Raw genomic sequence first — 14,696 nt, 5'->3', positions numbered from 1 at the left:
CTCGTGACGCAGCCGCTCGGTGAGCGTCGCCTCCGTGCGCTCACGCCGGAGCGACTGGACGATCTGCCGGATCTGGGCCACCGCGTTCTCCACGCCCTGCACGGAGGTCGCCACCGAGCTGCGGATCCGGGAGTTGGTGGGCTCCTCCCCGGGGGAGGACAGCGCCTCGGTGAGGGCCTCCAGCTCCATGCCCACGGCGAACAGTTCCTGGATGGCCAGGTCGTGCAGGTCGCGGGCGATCCGGCTGCGCTCGTCGTCCACCTCGCCGGAACCGAGGGAGGGGCCGCGCAGGGTCAGTGCGATCAGTCCGGCCAGGGAGTCCAGTCGCTCCCTGTCCGCCGCCGTGAAGGCGATGTGCTGCTGATCCCGGTCGCGCAGCACGGCGAGGAACCCACGCCCGTGCTCGGCAGCGTCGACCACCGCGAGCAGGGCGCGGGAGGGGGCGGGGGCATCCGGGTCCAGGGCGAGGGCGCCGATCGCCTCCAGTGCGTCGTTGTCGGCAGCTGCGAGGGCCAGGAACGCCGGTGACTGCGGGTCCAGCAGCTGTCCCAGCAGATCCGTGGCGCTGGGCCCCTCGGCCATCTCCACGGTCCAGGTCCCGGGCTCGAGCGGCATCACCAGCACGGAGTCGCCGGGTGCCAGGTCGGTGCGGGCGGAGGCGACCAGCAGCTGCAGCAGGTCCTCCGTGTCGCCGCCGGCCAGCACGGCCTCGGCCAGGTCCTGCACGCGGGGTCGGTCGGCGCGGGCGGGGGGCAGCAGGTCCTGACTCATCGATCCTCCTGGGATGCGGAACCGGAGCGGGTGGGGCGGGCGGTGCGGGCAGCATGCAGCTCAGCACGTGCGCCGGGTCCGATGTGGAGCACGGGGGTGGCCGGGGATCGCCTCGGCGCGGTGCGTGACCACCACCACGGTGGTGCCGGAGGGCACCAGGGTGTCGTCGGCGGGGGTGAGCAGCGAGCGCAGCAGGGCATCGCCGCGGGCGGGATCGAGGTGCTCGGTGGGTTCGTCCAGCAGCAGGATCCCGTTGCCTCGGATCACGGCTCGGGCCAGCAGCAGCCGTCGACGCTCGCCTCCGGAAACGGTGGTGCCGTCCGGGCCCAGCATGGGGTCCAGTCCGCGGGGGAGCTGTGCCACCCAGTCCTCCAGGCCCACGGCACGCAGGGCGGCATGGGCGGTGTCGTCGTCCAGGTCGCCGCGCACCACCCGCAGGTTCTCCCGCACGCTGGTGGCGAACACGTGGGCGTCCTCGGCGAACATCACCACCTTCTGCCGTACGGCATGCGGCGGCAGGGAGGCGATGTCGGTGCCGTCCAGCTGGACGGCGCCGGCCAGCGGGGACAGCAGACCGGCGAGCGTGGCCAGCAGGGTGGATTTCCCGCTGCCGGAGGCGCCGACGACCGCGAGGCGGGAGCCCGGGGGCAGGTCGAGGTCCAGGCCCGCCACGCGCGGGGCCTCGGGGCTCCAACCGGCGGTGAGGCCCACGGCGCGCAGATGCGCGGTGGGGGCGAGGGACGGGACTGCAGCGGACGGCGCGACGGCCGGCTCGTTGTCTGCGGGGAGCTCGGTCGACGCCGCGCTCTCGGTGCGCGCCTCCAGCGACGCAAGGGCCGCGTCCGGCCGGACCACGGCGTCGAGCCGGGCGGCAGCGGCGCGGGAGCGGGCGTACTGGGAGGCGGCCGCCGGGAGCGCTGAGGCGGCTTCGAAGGAGGACAGCGGCAGCAGGAGCAGCACGCCGATCTGCCCGGCGGAGGCACCGCCGTCCAGCCAGGCGGCACCGGCGGCCAGCAGTGAGCCGAGCACCGCCAGCACCATCGAGGCGGGAACGGCGGCGGAGGCCACCGCACTGGGCAGGGCCGCGCGGTCGATCGCGGCGTCGTGCGCTGACTGCTCCGCGGCGAGCGTGCCCAGGGCGGCGTCGAGGCGGCCGTCCACGCGCAGGCTGGTGGCGTCGTCCAGGATCTCCAGCGCGCTGGCGGAGACCTGGGAACGGGTGGTCACCACCGCGTCCTGGGAGATGCGTGAGGCGCGGTAGGCCGCCAGCGGAGCGATCAACGAGGCCAGCACCAGCGATGCGGCCATGGTCAGGCCCGCCAGCATCGACATCGGCATGATCGTGGCCAGCACCACCACGAACATGACCACCGAGACGATGCCCGGCACGATCGCCTTGATCACGTGGGCGGCGAGCTCCTGGGCGTCGTCGCCGATGCGGGCCAGCAGGTCACCGCGGCGCAGCCGGGTCAGGGTGTCGTCGGTGCGGGCGGCCAGGGCGGTGAACAGGTTGGTGCGCAGGGAGACCACGCCGCGCAGCGCGACCGCGTGGGTGGTCATGCGGTCCAGCCAGCGGAACACGCCGCGGGCCACGCCCAGGGCGCGCACCATCACCACGGCCACGGTGAGGTCCAGCACCGGGGGCATCGTCCAGGCGCGGGTGACCAGGTAGGCGGAGACCGCGGCGAGGGCGAAGGCAGCCGCGAGGGTGGCGCAGGCGGAGAGCACCGCGGCGGCCAGTCGGGCGCGGGGGATCTCCAGCGCTCTCTCGGCGCGGCGCAGGGCCAGATCGGGGGAGGTGGTCACGGGGCGACCTCCTGGTGCTCGTGCCCGGCCGGGTGCTCGGCATCGCGGGTGTGGCGGGCCTGCACCTCGGCGACGTCGTCCGCGATGTCGACCAGGCGGGAGCGGTGGGCGATCACCACCACGGTGCGTCCCTGACGGCGCAGGTCCGCGATGAGGTCCAGCACCACCTGCTCGGTGGCCCCGTCCAGGTGGGCGGTGGGTTCGTCGAGCACCACCAGCGGTGCGGGGGAGAGCATGGCGCGGGCCAGGGCCAGGCGCTGCCGCTCTCCCAGGGAGATGCCGGCGCCGGCGCGGCCCAGATCCGCATCCCAGCCGCGCTCGGCCACCACGGCGTCCAGGCCGGTTGCCGCGGCGGCACGGGCGACCTCGCCCTCGCTCGTACCGGGGCGGGCCGACAGCAGCACGGAGCGGATGGTGCCCGCGGGCAGCACGGGACGCTGGGGCAGCAGCGCCACCTGGTCCCACAGGGAGCGTCGGCGCAGCTCGCGCACGTCCACGGCGGTGCCGTCGGCGGCGATCACCTCAGCGCGGCCCTCCGCGGGCTCCAGCAGCCCCAGCATGACGTGCACGGCCGTGGTCTTCCCGGACCCCGAGGGGCCGGTGAGGGCCAGCACCCGACCAGGGCGCACGGTGACCTCGGCGCGGTAGGGGGCCAGGCCGTCGCGGGAGGCGACGGTGACCCCGCGCAATGCCAGGGTGGCGGTGCGCAGGTCGGGAGCCTCCGTGCGGCCGTCGGCCGTGACGGGCTCGTCGAGCACCTCGAAGGCCGCGGTGACGGCGGCCAGGCCGTCGGTCGAGGAGTGGTACTGGGAGCCGACGTTGCGCAGCGGCTGGTACACCTCGGGCGCCAGCACCAGCACGGCCAGCGCCGGGGCCAGGTCCATGTGCCCGTACACCAGGCGCATGCCGATGCTCACCGCGATCAGCGCCACGCACAGCGTGGCCAGCAGCTCCAGCACCATCCCGGAGAGGAACGCGTACTTCAGCGAGCCCATGGTGGAGGCGCGGTGGCGGTCGCCGAGACTGCGCACCACCTTCTCGGGGCCCTTCTCCCGGCCCAGGGCGCGCAGGGTGGGCAGCCCGTCGACCAGGTCCAGCATCTGGGCCCACATGGTGCGCATGTCTGCCAGCAGGCGCTCGGAGCGGCCCACCGTCAGCTTGCCCACCAGGATCATGAACAGCGGCACCAGGGGCAGGGTGAACAGGGCGATCAGAGCACTGGTGAGGTCCAGCAGGCCGATGGTCAGCAGGCACAGCGGGGTCACGGTGAGGCTCAGCAGCAGCTGCGGCACGTACCCCACCAGGTAGGGGCGCAGGTTCTCCACGCCGGTGGTGGCCAGGGCCGTGAGGTCCGCTCCGCGACCGGCAGAGCTGCGCGGGCCCAGTTGGGCGGCGTGGGACACGATGCGGGAGCGCAGCTGGGCGATGGCGTCGGTGGCGGCCCGATGGGCGGTGCGCTGCTCCACCAGCACCGCGAGCGCCCGGATCGCCAGAGCCAGCGCGAGCACTCCCAGTAGTGCCGGGGCGGCCTGGGGGAGCTCACGGTCCACCAGCAGTGAGGCGCCGAGACGGCCGATCACCAGGGCCGTGGTGATCACGCAGCCGGCCTGCACCAGGCCCAGCACGGTGGTGCGGGCCACGTGGCTGCGGGCGGCCCTGACCTCGCGGACCAGGCGCGGGTCCAGCGGGGCGCGGGAGGCCCGCTTCGGGGTGGGGGCGGACGCGCCCGCCGTCCCCGCGGGCGGCGGGGCAGGCGGGCGCGAGATCGAGGTTGTCATCGTGGACAGTCTGACAGGGCGGAGGGACTGCTCGGCGTGCCGAGGGTCCCCGCGGCACCGTCAGGCTCTCAGCTCTCGGCGTGGCGGCGACCGCCGTCCTGGTCGAAGGCCTCGCGGTAGGCGCCGCGAGCACGCTCCACCAGGCCGGGCGGCTGGGGGTCGTCTGGGCCGGCGATGCGGTGGCGGAACACCCAGAAGGACCAGATCTCGTAGGCCAGCACGATCGGCATGAACACCACCACGGCGATGGTCATCACCAGCAGCGTGTGCTCGCTGGAGGAGGCTCCGGCCACCGTGAGCGAGTTGGCGGCGTCGTTGGTGGCCGGCAGCACGTAGGGGAACAGCCCACCGAACAGCGTCACACCCGCCCCTCCGATCGCCGTCAGGGAGGCCATGAAGGCCGCGCCCTCCCGGCGCATCCGGTTCAGCACTGCCACCGCCACCAGGGCCACCGCCGCCACCAGCAAGGGCAGCCAGGTGAGGGCAGAGTTGGAGTAGGCCAGCTGGTACCAGATCAGGAAGGCCGCACCGGCGATGATGGTGGGCAGGATCAGGATGCCGGCCAGGCGGTTGGCGTCCTCGCGCAGCTCACCCACCGTGCGCAGAGTGAGGTACAAGGTGCCGTGCAGCCAGAACAGCAGCACGAACACGATGCCGCCCAGCAGGCCGAAGGGGTTCAGCAGGCCCAGCAGGGAGGTGGTCACCCAGCTGTTGCCGTCGATGGCCACGCCCCTGACGATGTTGGCGAAGGCCACGCCCCACAGCAGCGCCGGCAGGAAGCCGGAGAGGATGTGGACCCAGTCCCAGGTCTTCGTCCAGGTGGGGGTGTCGTGCTTGGCGCGGTACTTGAAGGCGCACACCCGCACGATCAGCATCACCAGGAGCAGCAGCAGTGCCAGGTAGAAGCCGGAGAACAGGGTGGCGTACCACTCGGGGAACGCCGCGAAGATCGAGGCGCCGCCCACCAGCAGCCACACCTGGTTGCCGTCCCAGATCGGGGCGATGGTCGAGATGATGGTGCCGCGACGTTCGGTGTCCCCCTTGCCCAGGGCGAGGACGTTCATCTCCACCCCGAAGTCGAAACCCTCCAGCAGGAAGTAACCCAGGAAGAAGAAGGCGATCAGCGCGAACCACAGCGTCTGCAGCAAGGTCGGATCGATCATGTCCATGACAGTCCTTGTCCCTTCTCAGTACCCGAAGGAGATGGCCGGGGTGTCGAGCTCGTCGGTCTGCTCGTCACGCTGCGGGATGGGGATGCCCTTGAGGGCGGCCTTGCGCATCAGGTAGAACCACACCACGGCGAGCACCCCGTACAGCAGGGTGAAGGTCACCATGGAGGTGAGCACCATCCAGCCGGGGTTGGAGGAGACGCCCTGGATGGTCATCAGGCGCACCGTCGGGTCCAGCGGGTTGGGGTGGACCACCCAGGGCTGGCGGCCCATCTCGGTGAACACCCAGCCGGCGGAGTTGGCCAGGAACGGCATGGGGATCGCCAGCACGGTGAACCAGGCGAAGGCCTTGGAGCCGGTGGTGCGGGCCTGGTCGCCCTTCCCGCGCGTCACCCACAGTGCCCAGAAGGCGACGATGGCGCTGAACACCGCCAGGCCGATCATCAGGCGGAAGGACCAGTAGGTGACGAACAGGTTGGGCCGGTAGTCGGCCTCGACCTCGTTGCCGAAGATGTCCGTGGTGGTCTCGCCGAACTGCTCCTTGTACTGCGCGTTCAGGTCGTCCACGCCCTGCAGGGTGGCGTTCGGATCATAGGTGGCCAGGATCGCGGTGACGTAGGGGACCTCGATCAGGTGGGTCACGCTGTCGCAGTCGGCCGCGAACGCGTCCGGGCCGCCCACGGTGAGGATGGAGAACGGCGCACCGGACTGGGTCTCGCACAGCGCCTCGGCCGAGGCCATCTTCATCGGCTGCTGCTCGAACATGATCTTGGCCTGGAAGTCGCCGGAGATCACCAGCACCAGGGCGGAGACGAACATGGCCACCACGCCGAAGCGGACGGCGGGCCGGAACACGTCGCGGCTCATCAGGTGGTGCTCGGCACCGTCGGTGGTCTCCATGCCGAGCTCGCGGGCCTTGTTGTGGTGGCGCACCATGTGCCAGCCGGCCACGCCGGTGACGAAGGCGGAGGCCACCAGCCAGGCGCCGGAGATCACGTGGGGGAACGCCGCCAGGGTGGTGACGTTGGTGAGCACCGAGAGGATGGAGCCCTGGGAGGGATCGAGCTCCGCCCGCCCGGTCTCCGGGTTCAGCACGGCGCCGACGGGGTGCTGCATGAAGGAGTTCGCGGCGATGATGAAGTACGCCGAGAGCATGGTGCCGATCGCCACCATCCAGATGGTGAGCAGGTGGATCTTCTCCGGCAGCTTGTTCCAGCCGAAGATCCACAGCCCCAGGAACACCGACTCCAGGAAGAAGGCCAGCAGGCCCTCCAGGGCCAGCGGGGCGCCGAACACGTCGCCCACGTAGCGGGAGTACTCCGACCAGTTCATGCCGAACTGGAACTCCTGGACGATGCCGGTGGCGATGCCGATGCCGAAGTTCACGATCAGCATCGATCCGAAGAACTTCGTCAGGCGCGTCCAGGCGTCCTTCCTGACTGGGTCCTTGGATCGCACGGCGATGGTCTGCATGATCGCGACCAGCAGCGACAGGCCGATCGTGAGTGGTACGAAGATGAAGTGGTACACGGTGGTGATGCCGAACTGCCACCGTGCCAGGTCGAGGGCTTCCATGGATCCTCCCAGGGGAACGACACGCTGTCACGAAAGTACGACCGGGCAGGGTTGCAGGAAGGGACCATCGTCCCGGGATGCGCGCCGGTCCGGCAGTAGCCAGTCTCCCACCGCGAGGATCCCCGGGTCGGGATCGACGAGCGTGCGGCGGGGTGTGTCGGCCCGGCGGCGGCGTGTGTCGCGCCGCATGTCGCGATGTCCCGGACCAGCTCCCTGTGCCATACTGACCGCGGCGCTCTCCTGCCCCGTACCGGGTGGGGGAACCTCCCGGCGTTGTTGCGTCGGAGCTCCGGGAACGCGAGTTCACGCGACCGAGTCGGCTCCCGCGATCAGCATCGCAGCGCTCCCTCTGAGGAGCAGCGCGGCGGCGAGGGCCAGAGACTTCCGTCCCCAGGGACGATGACCACATGGGACCCAGGGTGCGCTGGATCCTCCAGAAGGAGACGGCCACATGGCTGACAGCACCGACGACCGCGCATCGATCGACGAGGATTCGACCGGCACCACCCCCACGCGCAGGCGCCGCCGCGCCGCGGGAGCGCCAGCGGGGGCCCCGGCCCCCGTCCTCACCCCGGAGACCCCGACGGACACCCCCGTGTTCCGCACGGTGGTGCCCGAGCAGACCGCCGCCGCGGCGGAGCCGACCATCACCAAGCGTCCCCGCCGCCGCGCGGGTGCGCCTGCAGGAGCCCCGATCGTTCCTGCGCCGGCCGCCCAGGATCCGGAGACGGGCGAGGCCGCGGAGGGCTCCGAGGGCCTCCCGCAGGGGTCTGTTGCGCAGCAGGACGCACCGCGCACCGCACCGGCGGCCGCCCAGCCCGAGCCGCGCACCGATGCCGTCGCCTCCTCTCCCGCCACTGCGCAGGAGGAGGACGAGGACGAGCTGGACGGCGACGAGCAGGACGCCAATCCCGTCGCCGATGACCTGCGCGCCCTGGCCAGCACCCGCACCCGCGGTGGGGCCGTTGAGCAGGCTGCCGGTCAGGCCGATGACGACAGGGCGCGCCGTGAGCAGGCCCAGCAGGACTTCGCCTCGCTTCTGTTCCAGGCGCCCGCGCCCGCGCAGCCGCGCACGACGGTGGGCCCGAAGGACGCCCCCGTCGGCAGCGCCGACCTCTCCTTCGACGCAGGCTCCGACTCCGGGCAGGACACGGACGGTGCCGAGGACGCCTCCTCCGAGGACGCCGAGGACGCACCCCACCGCCGCACCCGCTCGCGCCGTCGCAGCGGCTCGGTGGGGGAGCAGGGCTCGGACGCCACCGCGGGCGAGGCCCGGAAGGACGGCGGCACCGACGAGGAGAGCACCGGTGACGACAGCTCCTCCGAGGACGGCGACGACTCCGGCGACAGCAAGGACGATGAGGGCCGCGAGGGCTCCGGCAGCTCCCGGCGTCGACGTCGCCGGGGCGGCCGTGGGCGGCGTGGCCGTGGCCGTGGGGACGAGGACCGCGTCAGCGGCGACGACCAGGACTCCGGCACCGACAGCTCCCGTGGCGGCAGCGACGACCAGGACGGCGAGTCCGAGGATCCCTCGAGCGAGGACTCCGACGGCGAGAAGGACTCCGGGGACGGCAGCTCCGGCTCCTCGAGCTCGCGCCGGCGCCGGCGCCGGCGGCGCTCCGGATCCAGCGACGGTGACGTCAGCTCCCCGGACGATCCCCCCAACACCGTGGTCAAGGTGCGCGAGGGCCGCGACGAGGTGAAGTCCGTCAAGGGCTCCACCCGCCTGGAGGCCAAGCGCCAGCGTCGCCGAGAGGGCCGCGACGCCGGTCGCCGCCGCAGCGTCATCACCGAGGCCGAGTTCCTGGCCCGTCGCGAATCCGTCAAGCGCTCCATGGTGGTGCGGGAGCAGAAGGGCCGCACCCAGATCGCCGTCCTCGAGGACGACGTCCTGGTGGAGCACTACGTGGCCCAGAAGTCGCAGACCTCGATGGTGGGCAACGTGTACCTGGGCAAGGTGCAGAACGTGCTGCCCTCCATGGAGGCCTCCTTCGTGGACATCGGCAAGGGCCGCAACGCCGTGCTGTACGCTGGCGAGGTCAACTGGGACGCCGCGGGCCTGGAGGGGCAGCCGCGTCGCATCGAGCTGGCCCTCAAGAGCGGCGACTCCGTGCTGGTCCAGGTCACCAAGGACCCGATCGGCCACAAGGGCGCCCGCCTGACCAGCCAGATCTCCCTGCCCGGCCGCTACCTGGTGTTCGTGCCCGGCGGCTCCATGACCGGCATCTCCCGCAAGCTGCCGGACACCGAGCGCGCGCGGCTGAAGAAGATCATGCGCCAGATCATCCCCGAGGATGCGGGCGTGATCGTGCGCACCGCCGCCGAGGGGGCCAGCGAGGAGGAGCTCACCCGCGACGTCGAGCGCCTGCGCGCCCAGTGGGACAAGATCCAGAAGGCCCAGAAGTCGAAGTCGGCCCCGGCCGCTCTGTCCCAGGAGCCCGACATCGCCATCAAGGTGGTGCGCGACGTCTTCAACGAGGACTTCACCTCCCTGATCGTCGAGGGCGGCAAGGTCCACGACGACGTGCACGAGTACATCTCCTCCGTGGCACCGGACCTGCTGGAGCGGCTCACCCGCCACGTGGGCCCCGAGGATGTGTTCGCCAAGCACCGCATCGACGAGCAGCTGCTCAAGGCGATGGACCGCAAGGTGTACCTGCCCTCCGGGGGCTCCCTGGTGATCGACCGCACTGAGGCGATGACCGTGGTGGACGTCAACACCGGCAAGTTCACCGGTTCCGGCGGCTCCCTCGAGGAGACCGTCACGCGTAACAACCTGGAGGCCGCCGAGGAGATCGTGCGGCAGCTGCGGCTGCGGGACATCGGCGGCATCATCGTCATCGACTTCATCGACATGGTGCTCGAGTCCAACCGCGACCTGGTGCTGCGCAGGCTCGTCGAGTGCCTGGGGCGCGACCGCACCAAGCACCAGGTCGCCGAGGTGACCTCGCTGGGCCTGGTGCAGATGACCCGCAAGCGCGTGGGCCAGGGACTGGTGGAGACGTACTCCGCCACCTGCGAGCACTGCAACGGCCGCGGCCTGATCGTGGACATGGACGGCTCCCACTCCCACACCGGCGGCAACGGGAACGGTTCGAACTCCGGCAGCGGAGGCGGCAACGGCTCCGGCGAGGAGTCCTCCCGCTCCGGTCGGCGCCGCGGCGGGCGCAAGTCCCGCTCCGCGGAGGCCAGGGAGGCCGTGGGTGAGCTGATCGACCCGCAGTCGGCGGACGTGCACCGCCTGCAGGAGGACGAGAGCTCCCGGGCCCTGGCCCGTGCCACCATCGCCTCGATCGCGGCGGCCTCCGGTCACCAGTCGAGCCCCGAGGTGACCGTGGACGGCAAGGTCGTCTCGGTGCAGGGCCAGGAGCAGACCCCCACCGCGAACGACGAGCCCGGCCACTCCGAAGAGCAGGAGGGAACCGTGCCGACGGACCAGCAGCCCCAGCAGGACACCGGCGAGGCCACCCGCGCCGCCGACGCCGGGTCCCTCGAGCGGCCCGAGCAGGCCGACCGCGTCGAGCAGTCGGCCCCCGCGGCCGATGCGAGCGGCACCGGGGACCCGGAGCCCGTCACCCGCATCGACCCCGAGGCCGGCAGCACTGACCCCGAGCAGGCGAGCCCTGACGGCCCCGGCGGGACCGTCACCCCCGAAGGGTGACCAGTTCCACAGCTTCCGCCAGCATCTGCGCAGGTCGCGCCGGTAAGAATGGTTGACCGGCGCGCCCGGGGATCGTAAGCTGTCCCTTGGCGCAGAACGCGCCGAAGTCGTGATCCCGCTGGGCGTCGCGCGGCCGCACCTCCCTCCTGGGGTGTTCTCGAGTGGATCGAGGGCGCAGCAGGACCGGTCGACGGTCGCAGGTGCGCGGTGAGTCCGCGAGTCCGGCTCTCGGGTACGTCCCGAACCAAGCAATTCCCGAACCAAGATGGAGCAGTGACGTGGTGTACGCAATCGTCCGCGCAGGCGGTCGTCAGGAGAAGGTGTCGGTCGGTGACACCATCGTGATCAACCGCGTGTCCGGCGAGGCGGGCGACAGCGTCGAGCTCGCTCCCGTCCTCCTGGTCGACGGCGACTCGGTGACCTCCGCCAAGTCCGATCTGGACAAGGTGAAGGTGACCGCTGAGATCCTCGAGGAGCTGCGCGGTCCCAAGATCCGCATCCTCAAGTACAAGAACAAGACGGGCTACAAGAAGCGCCAGGGCCACCGCCAGGAGCTCACCCGCCTGAAGATCACGGGCATCGCCTGAGCGATCCCTTCGTAACGAGAGAAGGATTGATTCCAGATGGCATCGAAGAAGGGCGTCAGCTCCTCCAAGAACGGGCGTGACTCCAACGCCCAGCGCCTCGGCGTCAAGCGCTTCGGCGGCCAGGTCGTCGGCGCCGGTGAGATCATCGTGCGTCAGCGCGGTACCAAGATCCACCCCGGTGACGGCGTGGGCCGCGGCAACGACGACACGCTGTTCGCCCTCACGGCGGGCACCGTCGAGTTCGGGCGCAAGCGCGACCGCCGCGTGGTCAGCGTTGTCGCCAGCGCCTGAGCGCAGCGACCGCTGATCCGTCCGGCCCCGTCCGGACTCCCACTTTCGCCTTCGAGGGGCGGAGCCCACAGCTCCGCCCCTCGACGCGTACCCACCACCGTCCGCCCCGCACCCGGGGACGGACCCACCCCGCCCCGCATCGGAGGAGCCCCATGGCAACGTTCGTCGACCGCGTGAGACTGCACGTCGTCGCCGGATCGGGGGGCCACGGCGCCGCCTCGATCCGTCGCGAGAAGTTCAAGCCGCTGGCCGGGCCCGACGGTGCCAACGGCGGCCGCGGCGGGGACGTGATCCTCGAGGTGGACGCCTCCACCACCACCCTGCTGCCGTACCACCACAAGCCACACCAGAAGGCCTCCTCCGGTGACTTCGGCAAGGGCGACCTGCGCCACGGGGCCCGCGGCGAGGACCTGGTGCTGCCGGTCCCGGACGGCACCGTGGTGGCCACCGAGGACGGCACCGTGCTGGCCGACATGACCGGCATCGGCACCCGCTACGTGGCGGCCCGCGGGGGCTCCGGCGGGCTGGGCAACGCTGCGCTGGCCTCCCGGCACCGCAAGGCACCCGGCTTCGCCCTGTTGGGCGAACCCGGCCAGGAGCGCACCCTGATCCTGGAGCTGAAGTCCGTGGCGGACGTGGCCCTGGTGGGCTACCCGAGCGCCGGCAAGAGCTCCCTGATCGCGGCGATGAGCGCAGCCCGCCCCAAGATCGCCGACTACCCCTTCACCACCCTGGTGCCCAATCTGGGCGTGGTTGAGGCAGGCCAGTACCGCTACACCATCGCCGACGTGCCCGGCCTGATCCCCGGCGCCAGCCAGGGCAAGGGGCTGGGACTGGACTTCCTGCGCCACATCGAGCGCTGCCACGTGATCGTGCACGTGCTCGATGCCGCCGCCCTCGAATCCGATCGGGACCCCCTCAGCGACCTGGAGACCATCGAGTCCGAGCTGGCCCAGTACGCCGCAGGCCTCGATGAGCCCGGAGAGGGCCGGATCCCGCTGATGGAACGGCCCACCGTGGTGGTGCTCAACAAGACCGACGTGCCCGACGGCGCCGACATGGCCGACATGGTCCGCGCCGGCCTCGCCGAGCGCGAGGTGCCCGTGCTGGACGTCTCCGCCGTGTCCCACAAGGGCCTGCGCGAGCTGAGCTTCCTGCTCGGTGAGCTGGTGGAGAAGGCCCGTGCTGCCCTGCCCGAGCCCTCGGCCGCTCCCATCGTGATCACCCCCGAGCCGGTGGACGAGGCCGGCTTCCGCGTGGTCACCGAGCAGTTCGAGGGTGCGACCGCCTGGCGCGTGGTGGGCGACAAGCCCGAGCGCTGGGTGCGCCAGACCGACTTCGCCAACGACGAGGCCGTGGGCTACCTGGCGGACCGTCTGGCCCGCCTGGGCGTGGAGCAGGAGCTGTACGCCGCCGGCGCGGTGGCCGGCTCCACCGTGCTGATCGGCCCGGGGGACGACGCTGTGGTGTTCGACTGGGAGCCCACCATGATGGGCGGCGCCGAGCTGCTGGGCGCCCGTGGCACCGACAAGCGCCTGGAGGACCATCACCGGCCCACCCGCGAGGAGAAGCGCGCCGAGCAGCGCGCCCGCACCGACGCCCGCATGGGGCGACTCGCAGCGATGGAGGAGGAGCGCCGGGCCGGGCACTGGACCGATCCCTCCGTGGACGAGGACGGCACCGCATCATGATCGGCAGCACCCGGTGAGCGCCGACCTCGCCCGCGCACCGCGGCAGCCCGCGCGTCTCACCGACCGCGCCCAGCTGGCAGGCGCCGGTCGCATCGTGGTGAAGATCGGCTCCTCCAGCCTCACCGATGGGAGCGGCCGGCTCGACGATGCGCGGGTGCAGGAGATCGCCGCCACGGCGGCGGGGCTGCTGGAGCGCGGCACCGAGGTGGTGATCGTCTCCTCCGGTGCGATCGCCGCGGCGCTGGCCCCGCTGGGGCTGCCGCAGCGGCCCCGGGAGGTGGCCCTGCAGCAGGCCGCCGCGAGCGTCGGCCAGGCCCTGCTGGCCCGCTCCTGGTCCGAGGCCTTCGCCCGGCACGAGCGCATCACCGGTCAGGTGCTGCTGACCGAGTCCGACGTGATCGGCAGGCAGACCTACCGCAACGTGCGCACCGCCCTGGAGGCACTGCTGGACCTGGGCACCGTGCCGGTGGTCAACGAGAACGACACCACCGCCACCCATGAGATCCGCTTCGGCGACAACGACCGCCTGGCAGCCCTGGTGGCGCAGCTGCTGGGCGCGGACGCCCTGGTGCTGCTCACGGACGTGGACGCCCTGTACACCGCGCCGCCGCGGGAGCCGGGCGCCCAGCGGATCTCCGTGGTGGAGGACGTGGCGCGCCTGGCCGGGGTGAGCATCGGCTCGGTGGGCTCCAAGGTGGGCACCGGCGGGATGGTCACCAAGCTCTCCGCGGCTCAGCACGCCTCCACCACCGGCACCGCCACCGTGATGACCTCGGCGGCGCAGTTCGCCGGCGCCGTCGCGGGGGAGGATGTGGGCACGTTCTTCCCCGCCCACCACGGGCGCCGCCGCTCACGCCTGGTGTGGCTGCGCTTCGCCACCCGCGGCGCGGGCACCCTGCACGTGGACGAAGGTGCCGCCCAGGCGCTGCGCAGCCGTCGCCGCTCTCTGCTGGCGGTGGGCGTGGCACGGATCGAGGGCACCTTCCCCGCCGGGGTCCCGGTGGACATCGCCGCACCGGACGGGCAGCTGATCGCGCGCGGCCTGGTGGGCTTCAGCAGCGAGGAGCTGCGGGTGATGAGCGGCCACGGCTCGGCCGAGCTGCGGGAGTCGCTGGGGGAGCGCTTCCGCCGCCCGGCCGTGCACCGCGACCAGATGGTGCTGCTGTGAGTCTCAGGAGCCGGTGAGGACCGTCTCGATGTCAGCGCCGGGGAGGGCACCTCGACGCCCTTCTCCTTCGCAACGGTGTGCATCACCACGTTCAGGCACCCCATCAGAGCGGCGAGCACGAACTCGACCGGATTGGCACCGGCGTCGTCGCCGCCCGGGCTAGGCGGCTCATGAGAGTCTGGTCGCAGCTGCAGAGTGG

General features: G+C 71.9%; 10 protein-coding genes and 1 pseudogene. 5 read left to right on the top strand and 6 right to left on the bottom strand.

What is annotated here, in order from left to right:
• The 5 genes from IOE58_RS13315 to IOE58_RS13295 form a co-directional block, all read right to left on the bottom strand.
• Window positions 1–771 (bottom strand): histidine kinase (locus IOE58_RS13315; protein ID WP_193866845.1); only part of this gene is annotated, 771 nt, incomplete at its 3' end.
• A 60-nt stretch (window positions 772–831) separates the two neighbouring features.
• Complete coding sequence (gene cydC, locus IOE58_RS13310) at window positions 832–2,577, bottom strand: thiol reductant ABC exporter subunit CydC (RefSeq protein ID WP_193866844.1); 1,746 nt, start codon at window positions 2,575–2,577, stop codon at window positions 832–834.
• A complete protein-coding gene (cydD, locus tag IOE58_RS13305) occupies window positions 2,574–4,355 on the bottom strand; it encodes a thiol reductant ABC exporter subunit CydD (RefSeq protein ID WP_193866843.1) in 1,782 nt (593 codons plus the stop codon). Before cydD ends, cydC begins: the two co-directional genes overlap by 4 nt.
• Window positions 4,356–4,423: 68 nt before the next feature.
• Window positions 4,424–5,524, bottom strand: coding sequence for a cytochrome d ubiquinol oxidase subunit II (gene cydB / locus IOE58_RS13300; RefSeq protein WP_193866842.1), 1,101 nt, complete (start codon window positions 5,522–5,524; stop codon window positions 4,424–4,426).
• An 18-nt stretch (window positions 5,525–5,542) separates the two neighbouring features.
• Window positions 5,543–7,099, bottom strand: coding sequence for a cytochrome ubiquinol oxidase subunit I (locus tag IOE58_RS13295; RefSeq protein ID WP_193866841.1), 1,557 nt, complete (start codon window positions 7,097–7,099; stop codon window positions 5,543–5,545).
• A gap of 451 nt (window positions 7,100–7,550) precedes the next feature.
• Between IOE58_RS13295 and IOE58_RS13290 the strand changes: the two genes are divergently transcribed.
• The 5 genes from IOE58_RS13290 (at window position 7,551) to proB (ending at window position 14,497) form a co-directional block, all read left to right on the top strand.
• A complete protein-coding gene (locus IOE58_RS13290) occupies window positions 7,551–10,760 on the top strand; it encodes an Rne/Rng family ribonuclease (RefSeq protein WP_193866840.1) in 3,210 nt (1,069 codons plus the stop codon).
• A gap of 278 nt (window positions 10,761–11,038) precedes the next feature.
• A complete protein-coding gene (rplU, locus tag IOE58_RS13285) occupies window positions 11,039–11,347 on the top strand; it encodes a 50S ribosomal protein L21 (RefSeq protein WP_017824107.1) in 309 nt (102 codons plus the stop codon).
• A gap of 36 nt (window positions 11,348–11,383) precedes the next feature.
• The gene (rpmA, locus tag IOE58_RS13280; protein WP_193866839.1) at window positions 11,384–11,638 is read left to right on the top strand and encodes a 50S ribosomal protein L27; all 255 of its coding nucleotides are present in this window, start codon (window positions 11,384–11,386) and stop codon (window positions 11,636–11,638) included.
• A 152-nt stretch (window positions 11,639–11,790) separates the two neighbouring features.
• Window positions 11,791–13,329 carry a GTPase ObgE gene (obgE, locus tag IOE58_RS13275; RefSeq protein ID WP_193866838.1) on the top strand — a complete coding sequence of 513 codons (1,539 nt, stop codon included), beginning with the start codon at window positions 11,791–11,793 and terminating at the stop codon, window positions 13,327–13,329.
• 13 nt (window positions 13,330–13,342) lie between these two features.
• The gene (gene proB, locus IOE58_RS13270; RefSeq protein WP_193866837.1) at window positions 13,343–14,497 is read left to right on the top strand and encodes a glutamate 5-kinase; all 1,155 of its coding nucleotides are present in this window, start codon (window positions 13,343–13,345) and stop codon (window positions 14,495–14,497) included.
• Between the two features lie 59 nt (window positions 14,498–14,556).
• Here proB and IOE58_RS14905 read toward each other — a convergent pair.
• A pseudogene (locus tag IOE58_RS14905) lies at window positions 14,557–14,685 on the bottom strand (OsmC family protein); the annotation flags it as partial.
• Window positions 14,686–14,696 lie beyond the last annotated feature (11 nt).

Source organism: Brachybacterium epidermidis (assembly GCF_015209585.1).
Classification (GTDB): domain Bacteria; phylum Actinomycetota; class Actinomycetes; order Actinomycetales; family Dermabacteraceae; genus Brachybacterium; species Brachybacterium epidermidis.
This window is presented reverse-complemented; position numbering and strand designations above follow the sequence as displayed.

What these genes read in the sequence shown, in the direction of transcription:
- IOE58_RS13295 (WP_193866841.1), bottom strand. Translation starts at nt 7,099, where the DNA reads ATGGAAGCCCTCGACCTGGCACGGTGGCAGTTCGGCATCACCACCGTG.
- rpmA (WP_193866839.1), top strand. Translation starts at nt 11,384, where the DNA reads ATGGCATCGAAGAAGGGCGTCAGCTCCTCCAAGAACGGGCGTGACTCC.
- IOE58_RS13290 (WP_193866840.1), top strand. Translation starts at nt 7,551, where the DNA reads ATGGCTGACAGCACCGACGACCGCGCATCGATCGACGAGGATTCGACC.
- obgE (WP_193866838.1), top strand. Translation starts at nt 11,791, where the DNA reads ATGGCAACGTTCGTCGACCGCGTGAGACTGCACGTCGTCGCCGGATCG.
- cydD (WP_193866843.1), bottom strand. Translation starts at nt 4,355, where the DNA reads ATGACAACCTCGATCTCGCGCCCGCCTGCCCCGCCGCCCGCGGGGACG.
- cydB (WP_193866842.1), bottom strand. Translation starts at nt 5,524, where the DNA reads ATGGACATGATCGATCCGACCTTGCTGCAGACGCTGTGGTTCGCGCTG.